The following is a 12,439-nucleotide window of genomic DNA, read 5'->3' as shown; positions in this document are numbered from 1 at the left end:
GGAACAAGCGATGAACACTGGTCGTGGAGTCCTTGACGGCGTCCCTCGACAGTTGGGCGAGGGGGAGCCTCGGGGCCGGCAGATCTTCCGTCATCTGCAGCAACTCGTTTCGGGACTGCGGACCGGGGCGGAACTGCCCTCGGAACGGATCATCGCCGAACATTTCGGCGTCGCTCGGATGACGGCACGTGAGGCTGTCGATCATCTTGTCGAGGCCGGATGGGCCGAGCGGATTCCGCGTCGAGGTACCTTCGTCAGCCATCCGAGATTCGTGCATACCCGGCATCTGGCCTCCTACGACGACGACATTCGGGCGCGGGGAATGACACCCGGCGGCCACAAGGTGTCTTCACGGGTCAGGAAGGCGAGCCGAGCGGTTGCCGCGGCGCTGGAGATCGAAGCCGGTGATCCCTATCTCGATCTGGTCCGGCTGCGGACCGCCGACGGCGAACCGATGGCGGTCGCCCGTTCCCAGCTGTCGATCCGCAGGTTCCCCGGGATCGAATCAGTGGACTTCACCAGCGGGTCGATGCATCGCGAACTCGAGGCGCGGTGGCGGACCCGGGCGGCCCAGCACACGCAGCGGATCCGTGCCGTTGTGGTCTCGACCGCGGATGCGGCGCTGTTGGGGGTGGCCCCCGGCGTGCCCGCCTTCGAGATGCTGGGAACCAGCCGCGACGCCGACGGCGTGGTCATCGAGGTCGGTCGATCGATCTATCGGGCAGACCGCTACGAGGTGGTGCTGCACACCGAGTTGCCTGCCGTCCAGTCCTCGGTCGATGACCGGATGACCGCGTCGACAACGCCGGACATGCTCGTTTCGAAGTAGTCCGGGATCGTCAGCCCCGGCGGTTCGACCGGCAGCGCGTTCTGCCGTTCGGCGAGCTCGCGCAGGTAATCGATCACCGCTGGGTCGTCATCGCTCCCAGCGCCCTGAATCGGGACGTCCGGTCGCAGCAGGACGGTCCGCGCGCCGGCGCGATTCCCACCGACGATGTCGTGGTCGATGCGATCGCCGACATGCACGTGCTCGGTCGCACCGCCCCGGGCAGCGGCGAAGGCCTCGGCTGCCGGCTTGGGCAGGCCGATGTCGTCAGCGGTCAGCAACTGATCGACCGCGTCGAGCATGCCGATTCCGCGCAGGATCGGTTCCTGGTAGCGACGCCAGCCGTTGGTCAACACGACGACCCGCCACCCCGCCGATCGGAGCGCACCGATGCCCTCGAAGGTCCGCTCATGCAGTATCCGGGTCTCGCCACGGCGGACATGCTCGTTCAGTCGCTCGATCAGATCGAACGGCGGACGCAATCCCGCATCGGACAGATAACCGCCGACGATGGCATCCCAGTCGTAGGCCGCCAGGGGATCGGTGACGAGCAATTCCCTGTGCCTGCGTTGGATCGCGGTCTTGGCGCCGGCGACGCCGGCGGCCGCAAGGGTGTCCTGCAGGTCGGTCAGCACTCGGCCGAACGGTCCCTGGATCAACGTGCCGTCCAGGTCGAAACTGATCACACCGGGTGCCATCTGGTCCTCTCCGTCAACTGGGAATGCAAGATCAACGAACCGAGGTCAGCCGCCCACCGTGACGCCCTTCAGATTGAACAGCAGATCCATGTACGACGTCGGCTTCAGCCCCTTCACGTCCGGTTTGATCATGAACGTGTATCCCGACCACAGGATGGGAATGTCGACGTGGGTCTGTTCCAGGGCACTGGCGGCCTGTACGGCAAGCTGCTGGCTCTTGGCCGGGTCGGCGGCGTTGCGCGCCTGCTCGACCAGCCCGGCGTACTTGCGATAGGACGGCCACCAGTTCTTCTTCATCAGGGCGTCCTGCTGCCTGATCTTCTCCGAGTCGGACAGCTTCTGGTCGGCGTCGATCTCCCAGAACCTCTTGCAGGCCGCCGTCGGCATGGCTCGCTGTTGCGCCGGCATCAGGCTTGCGAATCCGTACATCGTCGGCACCCTGATCCCGTAATGGTAGTAGCGGAAACCGACGTAGTCGGCCGGGTGTACCTGATCGGTCTTCTCGGTGAGCACGCCGACATCGACCTGGTCGATCTTGTACTTGATGCCAAGGTGCTGGGTCCACATCTCGCCGACGGCCTCGATCCAGGGGAGGCTGTCGTAGATCATGATGTTGATCGTCGGCATGCCCTTGCCGTTGGCGTAGCCGGCCTCGGCGAGAAGCTTCTTGGCGCCCGCCGGATCGAACTTGGTTGCCGGTCGAACCTCGTCATAGCCGGGAATGCCGCTGGGGCACAGTGTCGTGGCCGGCTTGAGCGGCTTGGCGATCTTGGCCACGGCTTCGCGATCGATGGCCATCGAAAGCGCCAGCCGGACACGTACGTCCTCCTCGAGAACCGGATTCTCACTGTTGAGCATCTCCAGCGAATTGAACTGGGTGAGCGTCGCCAGGTGGAACTGATCGGCGAGACTGTCATCGGACAGGATCGAATCCGGATCACCGTTGACGCGGAACAGGTCGATTTCATCGGCGTTGTACTGGACCATCCCGGCCGGGTCGCCACCGTCGTTGAAGACACCCCGCCAGCTCGCGATCGGGTAGTTGTCCTTGTCCCAGTAGCTGCTGTTCCGGTCGGCGGTGAAGCCGGCGTTGGCGCGCCACTTCTTGAGCACGTAGGGACCGTTACTGACCCAGTTCTGCGGCGCGAACCAGTCGTCGGGGTGATCCTCGACGGTCTGCGGGTGCAGCGGGCGGGTTGTCTGACCGGCCAGCACCGGCAGGAACAGGGGATCCGGCTCGACCAGGGTGAACTGCAGCGTGTGATCATCCTTGGCCTTCACTCCGACAGTGGAGAAATCGGTGGTCTTCCCGGCGAAGAAGTCGGCCGCGCCGACGACGTTCTGATAGACGTCCCCGCCGAACGCCAGGTCGTTCTCCTGCTGTTTCGCGGTGGCCGGTGACAGACTGCGTTGCCAGTTCCAGACGAAGTCGTCCGCGGTCACGGGATCGCCGTTGGACCACTTCGCGTCGGCGCGGAGCGTGAACGTATAGGTCAGCCCGTCGTCGGACATCAGCCACTTCTGGGCCACTCCCGGCAGCAGGTTGTTCCCGTTGTCGGGATCCAGCAGGAGTAGTCCTTCCATCAGACCGGCGGCCAACCATGCCGTGTCCGGGACGGTCGAACCGATGAAGGCCGGATCCAGATGGTCGATCGGTCGCATCATCTGGGTGAAGGTCATCTGAGCCGAGGTTCCGGCGTCGTCGGTGTTCGCGCCGGCTGTGCCCGGCCCGTCGCTGCTGAAGGTGCACGACGCGAAGCCGACGGCGCTCGCCGCAAGTGTGCCTCCGAGAAACAGCCGACGCGAGAGCGTGCGTGGTGCGGTCATCAGTCCTCCTGAACTCTCGCCGAGCGCGCGGGGTCGCGACCGGCGGTTGGTTGGTGGCGATCTTCGAGGTCCTGACGGACCCAGTGGTCGGAGTTGATCTCGATCAGTGCGCCGCGGCCGATCGTGGCCGGTCGACGCACAAGCGGAAGTGGGTCACCGTGCGTCGGCATCACCGCCGAAAGCAGCGCCTTGGTGTAGGGATGGCCGGGCCGGGTGAACAGTTCCTCGGTCGGTGCCATCTCGACGATCAGGCCGTCGGCCATCACCACGATCCGGTCACAGAGCCGCTGGGCGACGGCCAGGTTGTGGGTGACGAACAGCAGCGACAACCCCAGACGCTCTCGCAGGCCGGACAGCAGGTCGAGAATCTCTGCCTGGATCGACACGTCCAGAGCCGAGGTCGGCTCGTCACAGACCAGTACAGCCGGGTCGAGTGCCAGCGCGCGAGCGATGGCCACCCGCTGCTGCTGGCCACCGGAGAGTTGCCGTGGGTAGTGCTCCTGGAGATCCGCGGGGATGCCGACCAGATCCAGCAGTTCGCGGGCCCGTTCGGTCCGTCCGCGGGAACCGGCGACCCGATGCAGGCGGAGTGGCTCGGCGACATTGGCGACCACCGAAAGATGGGGCAGCAGTGACCCGTAGGGATTCTGGAAGACCATCTGGACCGATCGACGGAACTGCCGCATCGTCGAACTGCCGGCCGAGTGCAGGTCGCGACCTCGGTAGCTGACGGTTCCCGACGTCGCGTCGATCAGACCCATCAACAAGCGCGCCAGGGTCGACTTACCGCTGCCGGACTGGCCGACGACGGCGACCGCTTCATCCTGGCCGATCTCCAGATCGACGTCGATGACGGCAGGAACGTCGCCGCCGGAGGTCGGGAAGATCTTGTTCAGCCTCGAAGCAGCGATCAGCCGGGTTGGTGCGGCCGGGGAATCCGCTCCGTCGGTCACCGGGGGCACCGTCTCGACACCGGACCCGGCACGGGTGTCGAGGTCGATGGCCGACGCGATCAGGTGGCGTGAGTACGGCTCGGTCGCCTCTTCGCCGAAGGTGGCCATCCGCCCGGTTTCGACGACCCGACCGTGCCGCAGCACGACGATGTCGTCGCAGGTGTACCGGGCGACCCCGAGATCGTGGGTGATCATGAGCATCGCCAGTCCGTCGCGCCGCAGATCCTTGAGCAGGTCGAGCACCTGGCGCTGAACCGTCACGTCAAGGGCCGTGGTGGGTTCGTCGGCAATCAGGAGCGCGGGTCGGGTGACGATGGCCATCGCGATCATGGCTCGTTGCAGCATGCCGCCGGAGAACTGGAACGGGTACATCCGGATGCGTTTGTCGGGCTCAGGGATGCCGACCCGATCCATCGCCTCAACGGCCCACCGGAGCGCGTCCTTCCGCCGGCAGAGCTTGTGCCAGAGAAGATGCTCGGTGAGTTGTCGTTTCAGCGTCAAGGTCGGATTGAAGGCCTCCATGGCGTTCTGGAAGACCATTCCGATCCGTCGGCCACGAAGCGACCGCAGCTGTTCCTCGGGCATCGAGATCAGGTCGCGGCCGTCGAAGAGGGCTTCGCCGGCGACCCGGGCGCTGGGCGGCAGCAGGCCGATCGCGCCCCGGGTCCCGACTGTCTTGCCCGAACCCGACTCGCCGACCAGCGCCAGCGCCCCGGCGCGCGGCAGGTCAAGACTCAGCCCGTCCACCGCGGGCAGATCATCGAAACGACCGGCGGCGAAGCTGACCCGCAGATCGCGGATCGAGAGCAGTGGTTGGCGCGGGTCGAGGTCTGCCCGGTCGTCGAGGCGTGGGACCGGGGCGGTCATCGGTTGGCCTCCCGGGTGTCGAAGGCATCGCGCAGGCCGTCACCGACGAAGGTGAACGCCAACAGCGTGAGGCCGAACAGCAGCAGCGGCCAGACGATGAGGTAGGGCTTGCCCAGCACGTAGTGGTAGCCGTCGATGATCATGCCGCCCCAGGACGGCGTCGGCGGGGCGACACCGAGTCCGAGAATCGAAAGTCCCGCCTCGGCGGCGACCGCAGCAGGGATACCGAAACTGGTCGCGACCAGCAACGGACCCAGGGCGTTGGGAAGGATGTAACGCAGGGTGATCGTCAGTCCGCCTGCACCCATCGATCTGCCGGCTTCGACATAGGGCAGGTTCTTGATCTTGAGAGTCTGCGCTCTGGCCAAGCGCGCCTGACCGACCCAGGACCCGATCGCAATGGCGATGATCACGGCGCCGGTCGACCGGCCCATCACCACGACCAGGATCACCGTGAGCAGGTAACTGGGGAAGGCGTACATGACGTCGGTGAACGCCATCAGCAACTCGTCGACCCTGCCACCGAGGTAACCGGCCGTCATCCCGACGACGATCGCGAGCACCAGAGCGATGAGTTCTGCACCGAATCCGACGGTCAGCGCGGTGCGCAGGCTCACGATCAGACGCGACAGGACATCGCGGCCCAACATGTCGGTCCCCAGCGGGTGACGGGGGTCGGCGAAGCTCGGCTCGAACCTGTGCAACAGGTCCTGGTCGGTCGGATCGTAGGGAGCCAGGACCGGCGCCAGGACGGCGGCCAGGACCAGGACCATGACGAAGATCAGGCTGGCCAGCGCAATCCTGTTCCGGGCGAACCTGGTCCATCGGCGGGCCAGCTCGCTGCGTGGCCGGCTCTGTGCGGTCGGTACGCCTGCCGGGCCGTCCAGCAGTGCGGTGGCGTCGCTCTCAGCCATGATCGGCGGCCTCTTCCAGCCGGGCCCGGGCCCGTCTCCGCAGGCGGAATGATGCGCTCGGAGTCCGATACCGGATGCGGGGATCCAGCAGCCGGTAACTCAGGTCCACCAGCAGATTCACGACCATCAGCAGTGCTGCGAAGAACAACGTCGCACCCATCATCAGGGGAAGGTCACGAGTCCGCGCCGCGACCGAGAAGAACAGTCCGAGACCTGGGATCCCCATCAGCGCCTCGATGAAGACTGTGCCGGTTGCCATCGCCGCGAACATCGGCCCGGCAACGGTCACCACTGGGATCAGGGAGTTGCGGAGCACGTGGCCGATCCACACCGTCTGCTTCGTCGCGCCCTTCGCGTACGCGGCCACCACGTACTCCTCGCCGAGGGACTCCAGCACCGAGGATCTGACGAAGCGAGCCATCCGGGCGACGTGTTCCAGTCCGAGCGCCAATACCGGGATCACCGCGTACTGCGGCCCGTTCCAGCCGCCCGTCGGCAGCCATCTCAGCCAGGAGGCGAAGACCAGGATCAGCACGAGTGCGAACAGGTAGCCGGGCAATGCCGTCAGCACGGTGAAGAGGAACATCGGGACGTAGTCGAGGGCGTGGTTCTGCTTGACCGCGGCGATGAGGCCGGTCGGGATGGCGATCGCTACGGTGATGATCATCGCCAGGAAGGCGATGGTCAAGGAGACCGGGAAGCCCTGTTCGATGATCTCGTTGACCGTCAGCTGGGGGTACTTGTAGCTGGCGGGCATGTTCCAGGTCGCCGCGCCCTTCATGAAGTCGAGGTAGGTCTGCCACGCAGGCTGGTCGTCATGGCCGCCGGACCCGACCGTTCCACCGCCTTGAACCGACGAGCCGCCGAGGCCGGATCCCACGTCCGTGCCTTGAAGATCGCTGTAGGAGCCGGGAACCAACTCCATCAGGATGAAGGTGATGATCGACACGGCGATCAACGACACGATCAACCGGACCAGGCGGCCGGCCAGGTAGCCCAACATCAGCCGACTCGGCCGCTCGGCGAGAAGGGGTGGCGCGGTCGATGATCGCGGGGTTCGGCAGACCCGAGCCCGATCGGCAGTGATCGCGGCCGCCTCATGATGATCATGATCATGCTCCCGTTGAGTTCCTCGACCGTCGGGATCCTAGGGTGCTGGTCTAGGCCAGGTCAAGAGATCCACCGCGGTGCTGCTCGGCTGTCCTGGCGGAGTGGTCGATACGCTGGCCGCGTGACTGGGACCATGGCAGAGGATCTGGAACTGGCGGCCGGGCTGGTCCGGCAGGCCGGGGAGTTGGCCGGCACGATGCTTGCCGACGGTCTGGAGACCCGGCACAAGACGTCGATCTCCGATGTCGTCTCCGATGCCGATCACGCGGCCGAGGAGTTGATCACCAAGCAGCTGATCACCGAGCGCCCGGACGACGGGCTGGTCGGTGAGGAGGGTGCCCGCCGGGCACCGTCTGCCGAGAACGCCGAACGCACCTGGTACATCGATCCGGTCGACGGGACCTACAACTTCCTGTCCAAGTTGCCGATCTGGTGCTCGGCGGTCGGACTCACCGATGCCGACGGGCTGGTGCTCGGCGCGGTCTACCATCCGGTGGCCGACGAGCTCTGGGTCGGTGGCCGTGGCGTTCGCACCACCTGCAACGGTGTCCCGGTCGAGCCGCTCGTCGACGCCCCGTTGGCGGAGATCTCGATCGGCAGCTATCTGCCGCCGGCGAAACTGGCGCCGGACGACATCGGTACGTTGCGGCCTCTGTTGAATGCGATCTCGCGGGCCGCGACCGTCCGGGTCATCGGCTCCGGTTCGATCGAGCTGGCGTCAGTGTCCGGCGGACGGATCGGCGCATCCTTACATGGCGGGACGCTGCCCTGGGACTGGGTCCCGGGGGCGGCTCTGGTCGAGGCTGCCGGCGGTGCGACACGGGTCATCGAACACGGTGGACAGCGATGGCATGTCGCCGGTAACCGTCTGGCGGTCGCCGAGATTTCCGCTGCCCTGCAGGAAAGCTGAGCGTTTTCACCATCTCATCTCTTTCTGAAACGATTCATAACTCGCCAAGATCGCCATTCGTGTTACAGCTAATGCACGAACGTGAGAGATAACAGTTCAAAGGAAGCACTAGCGTGCAACGATGATCCTGGTTACGCTCCGAGGGACCTCGGGCGGCAGGCCGAGGAATGCACTGAGAAACGGCGATAGTGGGGAGGGCTATGGCGGCCATCGAAGCCGGCGTTCAAAGACGCCCGGCGACGGGTGCGGTCCCGGTCGTGAGGAAGATCTGGCGCAGCTATGTGTTGAGGCGCATCCTGCGGGCCATCTTCGTGATCTGGGTCGTTGCGACCGCGGTCTTCTTCCTGGTGCGGCTGTTGCCCGGCAACCCGGTGACGTCCTACATCAACCAACAGGTGACCCAGTACGGCGCGACCTACGCCGATGCGCAGAAGAGCGCCGCAGCATACTTCAGCTTCGATCCCGGCACGCCGCTGGCCCAGCAGTACTTCGAGTACCTGTGGGGTTTGTGCCGCCTCGACCTCGGCATGTCGATCGGCAACCGCGGTATGCCGGTGGCGACCCTGATCGCGCAGTATCTGCCGTGGACGCTGTTCAGCGTCGGGATCGGGATCGGGATCGCGATCGTCATCGGCCTGGGGTTGGGCATGGTGATGGCGTATCGGCGCGGCGGTGTGATCGATCATTCGGTGACCGCGATCGGCAGTTTCCTGCACGCCATCCCGAACTATCTGCTGGCGATCATCATCGTGGTGATCGGCGGGGCCTGGCTCGGACTGTTCGACATCGCCTCGATGCGCGGTACTGCCTCTCCGGGGGTGACGTTCAGCACCTACGGCCTGGCCTGGGTCTCCGACATCTTCTACCACGCGTCGTTGCCGATCCTGACCTACACGCTGACCACGGTGGGCACCTGGGCGCTGGTGATGAAGTCCTCGACCACCCAGATCCTCGGTGAGGATTACGTCACGGTTGCGCGGGCCCGAGGTCTGTCGGACCTTCGGATCCGCACCAACTACGTCGGTCGGAACGCGATCCTCCCGCTGGTCGCGCAGATCGCCACCACGGCGGGCTTCGTTGTCGGTGGTGCGATCTTCGTCGAGCAGACCTTCAAGTACGACGGCATCGGCACGCTCCTCTACAAGTCGCTGGGCAGCCGCGACTACACCGTGCTGGAAGGGATCCTGCTGGTCCTGACCGCGACCGTCGTGTTCGCCAACCTGATCGCCGATCTGGTCTACAGCGTGCTCGATCCCCGGATCCGTACCGGCGAAGGCGAGGACTGAGATGGCTCAAGCAACCGTCGAGAGCGCCCAGCTGGAGACCAGCGTCGGACCGAGCGTCCGCAGCGTCCGCGGCGCCGGCCTGCTGTCCCAGCTGACCCGCAGTGCCTCCGGCTTCGCCGGACTGATCATCGTTGTGATCATCGTCGCGGTCTCCCTGGTCGCGCCGCTGGTGGTCACCGCGCCACCGTCCAACGTCCAACTGATCTGGCAGGCGCCGAGTTCGGCGCACCTGCTGGGCACCAACGGCTCGGGTCAGGACATCCTCAAGCTGATCCTCCGCGGCGGCCGTACGGTGATCTTCGTCGGTTTCGGTGCCGCCCTGCTGACGACGGCGATCGCGGTCGTGGTCGGATCGCTGGCAGCCTACTTCCGCGGTCGGTTCGACGCGATCATGTTGCAGATCACCGACATCGTGATGACCATCCCGCAGATCGTCCTACTGGCGGTCATGGGTGCGTTCTTCGAGCTCAATTCTCCGTTTGCGCTCGCGGCTCTGATCGGGGTGCTCAGCTGGCCGATCCTGATGCGGTCGGTCCGCGCGCAGGTGTTGTCGCTGAAGGAGCGCGAATTCGTCGAAGCGGCCCGGTTGCTCGACCTCGGCACGTTGCGCATCGTGTTCGTGGAGATCGTGCCGAACATGGCCAGCTTCATCATGATCAATTTCATCATCGCGATCACCAATGCCATCTACGCTCTGGTCGGCATGTACGTCCTCGGCCTGGCCCCGATGTCGGGGAACAACTGGGGCATCATGATCAACGATGCCTGGATCTCCGGTGCCATGTTCAACCCGAACGCGATGAGCTACATCTTCTCGCCGGTGGCCATGATCATCATCCTGCAGTTGGGATTGGTCATGCTCAGCCGATCTCTGGAAGAGATCCTCAACCCGCGGTTGCGGGACCGGTGACCGGCAGGCGACGAGAAGGCGAGACACAGATGAGCGACGAGACCCCGATCCTGTCCGTCAAGGACCTGGTGGTCCGCTACACGATGGGCTCGAAGGCCCATGTCGATGCCGTACGCGGTGTCAGCTTCGATCTCTACCGTGGCCAATCCCTCGCCCTGGTGGGAGAGTCCGGTTGCGGCAAAACCACCCTCGGCCTCGGCCTGCTGAGACTGCTGCCGCGGCTGGGTTCGGTGCCCAGCGGGAGCCTGACCTATGTCGGCAAGAACGGCAAGACGATCGACGTCCTGAAGCTGGGCAATGCTGCGCTGCGGCGCTGGCGCTGGCAAGAGGCGGCGATCGTCTTCCAGGGTGCGATGAACTCCTTCAACCCGGTGCTGCGGATCGGCGACCAGATGGCCGACACGATGAAATCGCATCTGGTCGACGGACATCGGCCGCGCAAGGCGGAGATCCTGGACAAGAGCGCGGAGATGCTGCGCGCGGTCCGGCTGGAACCGAACCAGGTGCTGCCGAGCTACCCGCACGAACTGTCCGGCGGCATGCGGCAACGGGTACTGATCGCGATGAGCCTGCTGCTGGAACCGCGACTGCTGATCCTCGACGAACCGACCACCGCGCTGGACATCCTGACCCAGCGGGCGATCGTCGATGTGCTCGCCGAGCTGCGGGAACGTCTCGGCTTCACGATGATCTTCATCACCCACGACCTGGCGCTGGCCGCCGAGCTGGCGGACAGGGTGGCCACCATGTACGCCGGACGGATCATCGAGACCGGAAGCGTGCGGGACATCTTCTCCCATTCCCGCCACCCGTACACCGCAGGTCTGATCAACGCGGTCCCGCCGGTCACCCGTGATCTTCCCACCCTGGCGTCGATCCCCGGATCCCCGCCGTCGCTGGCCACCCTGCCGGCCGGCTGTGCCTTCCGCGACCGGTGCTCCTACTCCGATGATCGGTGCGCGACGACCGATCCCGGCCTGGACATGATCGAGGAACGGCTGAACGGTCTCAGTCACGCCGCGGCGTGCCTGAACTGGAAGGACGTCAAGAGCCCACGAGAGGTGGTTGCCGCCGATGCCTGATTCCGTGTCAGCCTCGACCGGTCCAAAGTTCGGTGCTCCGTTGATGGAACTCAGCGGTGTGTCGCAGATCTTCCAGACCAAGAAGGGCGAGCGGCCCGCGGTCCGGGATGTGACGTTGACCGTGAACGCCGGTGAGGTGCTGTGCCTGGTCGGCGAGTCCGGCTGTGGCAAGACCACCACGGCGCGGATGGCCGCGGGCCTGGCCAAGCCGACCGGTGGCACCGTCGCCTACAACGGCGAGGACATCTGGTCGATGGACAAGGACCGCTTCGCCGATTTCCGCACCGCGGTGCAGTACGTGCACCAGGACCCGTACGCCTCGCTGAACCCGATTCGCAGTGTCTTCAAGTCGGTGTCCGCGCCGCTACGCAAACACGGCCTGGCCAAGAACAATCGCCAGGCGTGGGACCAGTCCGCGGAGTTGCTCCGGCGGGTCGACCTGACGCCGCCGGAGAGTTACCTGGGCAAATTCCCGCATCAGCTCTCCGGTGGTCAGCGGCAGCGCGTCTCGGTTGCCCGGGCGCTGTCCTTGAACCCCAAGTTGATCATCGCCGACGAGTCCACCTCGATGCTCGACGTGTCGATCCGGGTCGGCATGTTGAACATGCTCGGCAGGCTTCGCGACGAACTCGGCGTCGGCTTCATCTTCATCACCCACGACCTGGCGATCGCCAAGTACTTCGGGTGGGAGGGCCGGACGGCGGTGATGTACCTCGGACGGGTGGTCGAGTACGGCCCGACCCAGAAGGTGATCAACGATCCGGAACATCCCTACACCCGCGCACTGCTGAACGCCGTGCCGGAACCGGATCCTGATGTCGCCGCGCAGAAGCTTCCGGGCGGCGGGCTGCGCAGTGCGGACATTCCGAGCCTTGCTGCGCTGCCCAGCGGCTGCACCTTCCATCCACGCTGCCCGTTGTTCGAGGAGGGCGTCTGCGACGTAATCTCACCTGAGCTCAGCTTGATCGACTCCCGGCGCGAAGTCGCCTGTCACGTAGTGGCCAGGGAATCGCGTCGGGCGGCTTCCGATATGCCGGCGGGAGTCAGCAGCTAACC

At 65.4% G+C, this 12,439-nt stretch carries 11 protein-coding genes; 6 read left to right on the top strand and 5 right to left on the bottom strand.

Annotated features, from left to right (window positions below; genetic code table 11):
* Positions 1-10: 10 nt before the first annotated feature.
* A complete protein-coding gene (locus tag GJV80_RS09330) occupies positions 11-829 on the top strand; it encodes a GntR family transcriptional regulator (protein ID WP_154687668.1) in 819 nt (272 codons plus the stop codon).
* On the opposite strand, the gene GJV80_RS09325 is transcribed toward GJV80_RS09330, so the two are convergent.
* Genes GJV80_RS09325 through GJV80_RS09305 form a run of 5 tightly spaced genes read right to left on the bottom strand, consistent with a single transcriptional unit; the run spans position 730 to position 7,088 of the window.
* Positions 730-1,524, bottom strand: coding sequence for an HAD family hydrolase (locus GJV80_RS09325; RefSeq protein WP_154687667.1), 795 nt, complete (start codon positions 1,522-1,524; stop codon positions 730-732). The two genes, GJV80_RS09330 and GJV80_RS09325, sit on opposite strands and share 100 nt — an antisense overlap.
* A gap of 45 nt (positions 1,525-1,569) precedes the next feature.
* Positions 1,570-3,351, bottom strand: coding sequence for a peptide ABC transporter substrate-binding protein (locus GJV80_RS09320; protein ID WP_154687666.1), 1,782 nt, complete (start codon positions 3,349-3,351; stop codon positions 1,570-1,572).
* Entirely contained in the window at positions 3,351-5,171 is a 1,821-nt protein-coding gene (locus tag GJV80_RS09315; RefSeq protein WP_154687665.1) for an ABC transporter ATP-binding protein, read from the bottom strand. Before GJV80_RS09315 ends, GJV80_RS09320 begins: the two co-directional genes overlap by 1 nt.
* On the bottom strand, positions 5,168-6,085 hold the full coding sequence (locus GJV80_RS09310; RefSeq protein WP_154687664.1) for an ABC transporter permease: 918 nt from the start codon (positions 6,083-6,085) through the stop codon (positions 5,168-5,170). Before GJV80_RS09310 ends, GJV80_RS09315 begins: the two co-directional genes overlap by 4 nt.
* Positions 6,078-7,088: an ABC transporter permease gene (locus GJV80_RS09305; RefSeq protein WP_154687663.1), complete on the bottom strand. Its 1,011-nt coding sequence runs from the start codon at positions 7,086-7,088 to the stop codon at positions 6,078-6,080. Before GJV80_RS09305 ends, GJV80_RS09310 begins: the two co-directional genes overlap by 8 nt.
* 228 nt (positions 7,089-7,316) lie before the next feature.
* Between GJV80_RS09305 and GJV80_RS09300 the strand changes: the two genes are divergently transcribed.
* The 5 genes from GJV80_RS09300 (at position 7,317) to GJV80_RS09280 (ending at position 12,437) form a co-directional block, all read left to right on the top strand.
* Complete coding sequence (locus GJV80_RS09300) at positions 7,317-8,105, top strand: inositol monophosphatase family protein (protein WP_230208296.1); 789 nt, start codon at positions 7,317-7,319, stop codon at positions 8,103-8,105.
* 257 nt (positions 8,106-8,362) lie between these two features.
* On the top strand, positions 8,363-9,391 hold the full coding sequence (locus tag GJV80_RS09295; protein WP_230208295.1) for an ABC transporter permease: 1,029 nt from the start codon (positions 8,363-8,365) through the stop codon (positions 9,389-9,391).
* A gap of 1 nt (position 9,392) precedes the next feature.
* A complete protein-coding gene (locus GJV80_RS09290; protein ID WP_154687661.1) occupies positions 9,393-10,301 on the top strand; it encodes an ABC transporter permease in 909 nt (302 codons plus the stop codon).
* 29 nt (positions 10,302-10,330) lie between these two features.
* A complete protein-coding gene (locus GJV80_RS09285; protein WP_154687660.1) occupies positions 10,331-11,383 on the top strand; it encodes an ABC transporter ATP-binding protein in 1,053 nt (350 codons plus the stop codon).
* Positions 11,384-11,426: 43 nt separating this feature from the next.
* Positions 11,427-12,437 carry an ABC transporter ATP-binding protein gene (locus GJV80_RS09280; RefSeq protein ID WP_230208294.1) on the top strand — a complete coding sequence of 337 codons (1,011 nt, stop codon included), beginning with the start codon at positions 11,427-11,429 and terminating at the stop codon, positions 12,435-12,437.
* Positions 12,438-12,439: the final 2 nt, after the last annotated feature.

Source organism: Microlunatus sp. Gsoil 973, from assembly GCF_009707365.1.
Taxonomy (GTDB): domain Bacteria; phylum Actinomycetota; class Actinomycetes; order Propionibacteriales; family Propionibacteriaceae; genus Microlunatus.
This window is presented reverse-complemented; position numbering and strand designations above follow the sequence as displayed.

What these genes read in the sequence shown, in the direction of transcription:
- GJV80_RS09320 (WP_154687666.1), bottom strand. Translation starts at nt 3,351, where the DNA reads ATGACCGCACCACGCACGCTCTCGCGTCGGCTGTTTCTCGGAGGCACA.
- GJV80_RS09280 (WP_230208294.1), top strand. Translation starts at nt 11,427, where the DNA reads ATGGAACTCAGCGGTGTGTCGCAGATCTTCCAGACCAAGAAGGGCGAG.
- GJV80_RS09330 (WP_154687668.1), top strand. Translation starts at nt 11, where the DNA reads ATGAACACTGGTCGTGGAGTCCTTGACGGCGTCCCTCGACAGTTGGGC.
- GJV80_RS09310 (WP_154687664.1), bottom strand. Translation starts at nt 6,085, where the DNA reads ATGGCTGAGAGCGACGCCACCGCACTGCTGGACGGCCCGGCAGGCGTA.
- GJV80_RS09325 (WP_154687667.1), bottom strand. Translation starts at nt 1,524, where the DNA reads ATGGCACCCGGTGTGATCAGTTTCGACCTGGACGGCACGTTGATCCAG.
- GJV80_RS09285 (WP_154687660.1), top strand. Translation starts at nt 10,331, where the DNA reads ATGAGCGACGAGACCCCGATCCTGTCCGTCAAGGACCTGGTGGTCCGC.
- GJV80_RS09290 (WP_154687661.1), top strand. Translation starts at nt 9,393, where the DNA reads ATGGCTCAAGCAACCGTCGAGAGCGCCCAGCTGGAGACCAGCGTCGGA.
- GJV80_RS09315 (WP_154687665.1), bottom strand. Translation starts at nt 5,171, where the DNA reads ATGACCGCCCCGGTCCCACGCCTCGACGACCGGGCAGACCTCGACCCG.
- GJV80_RS09305 (WP_154687663.1), bottom strand. Translation starts at nt 7,088, where the DNA reads ATGTTGGGCTACCTGGCCGGCCGCCTGGTCCGGTTGATCGTGTCGTTG.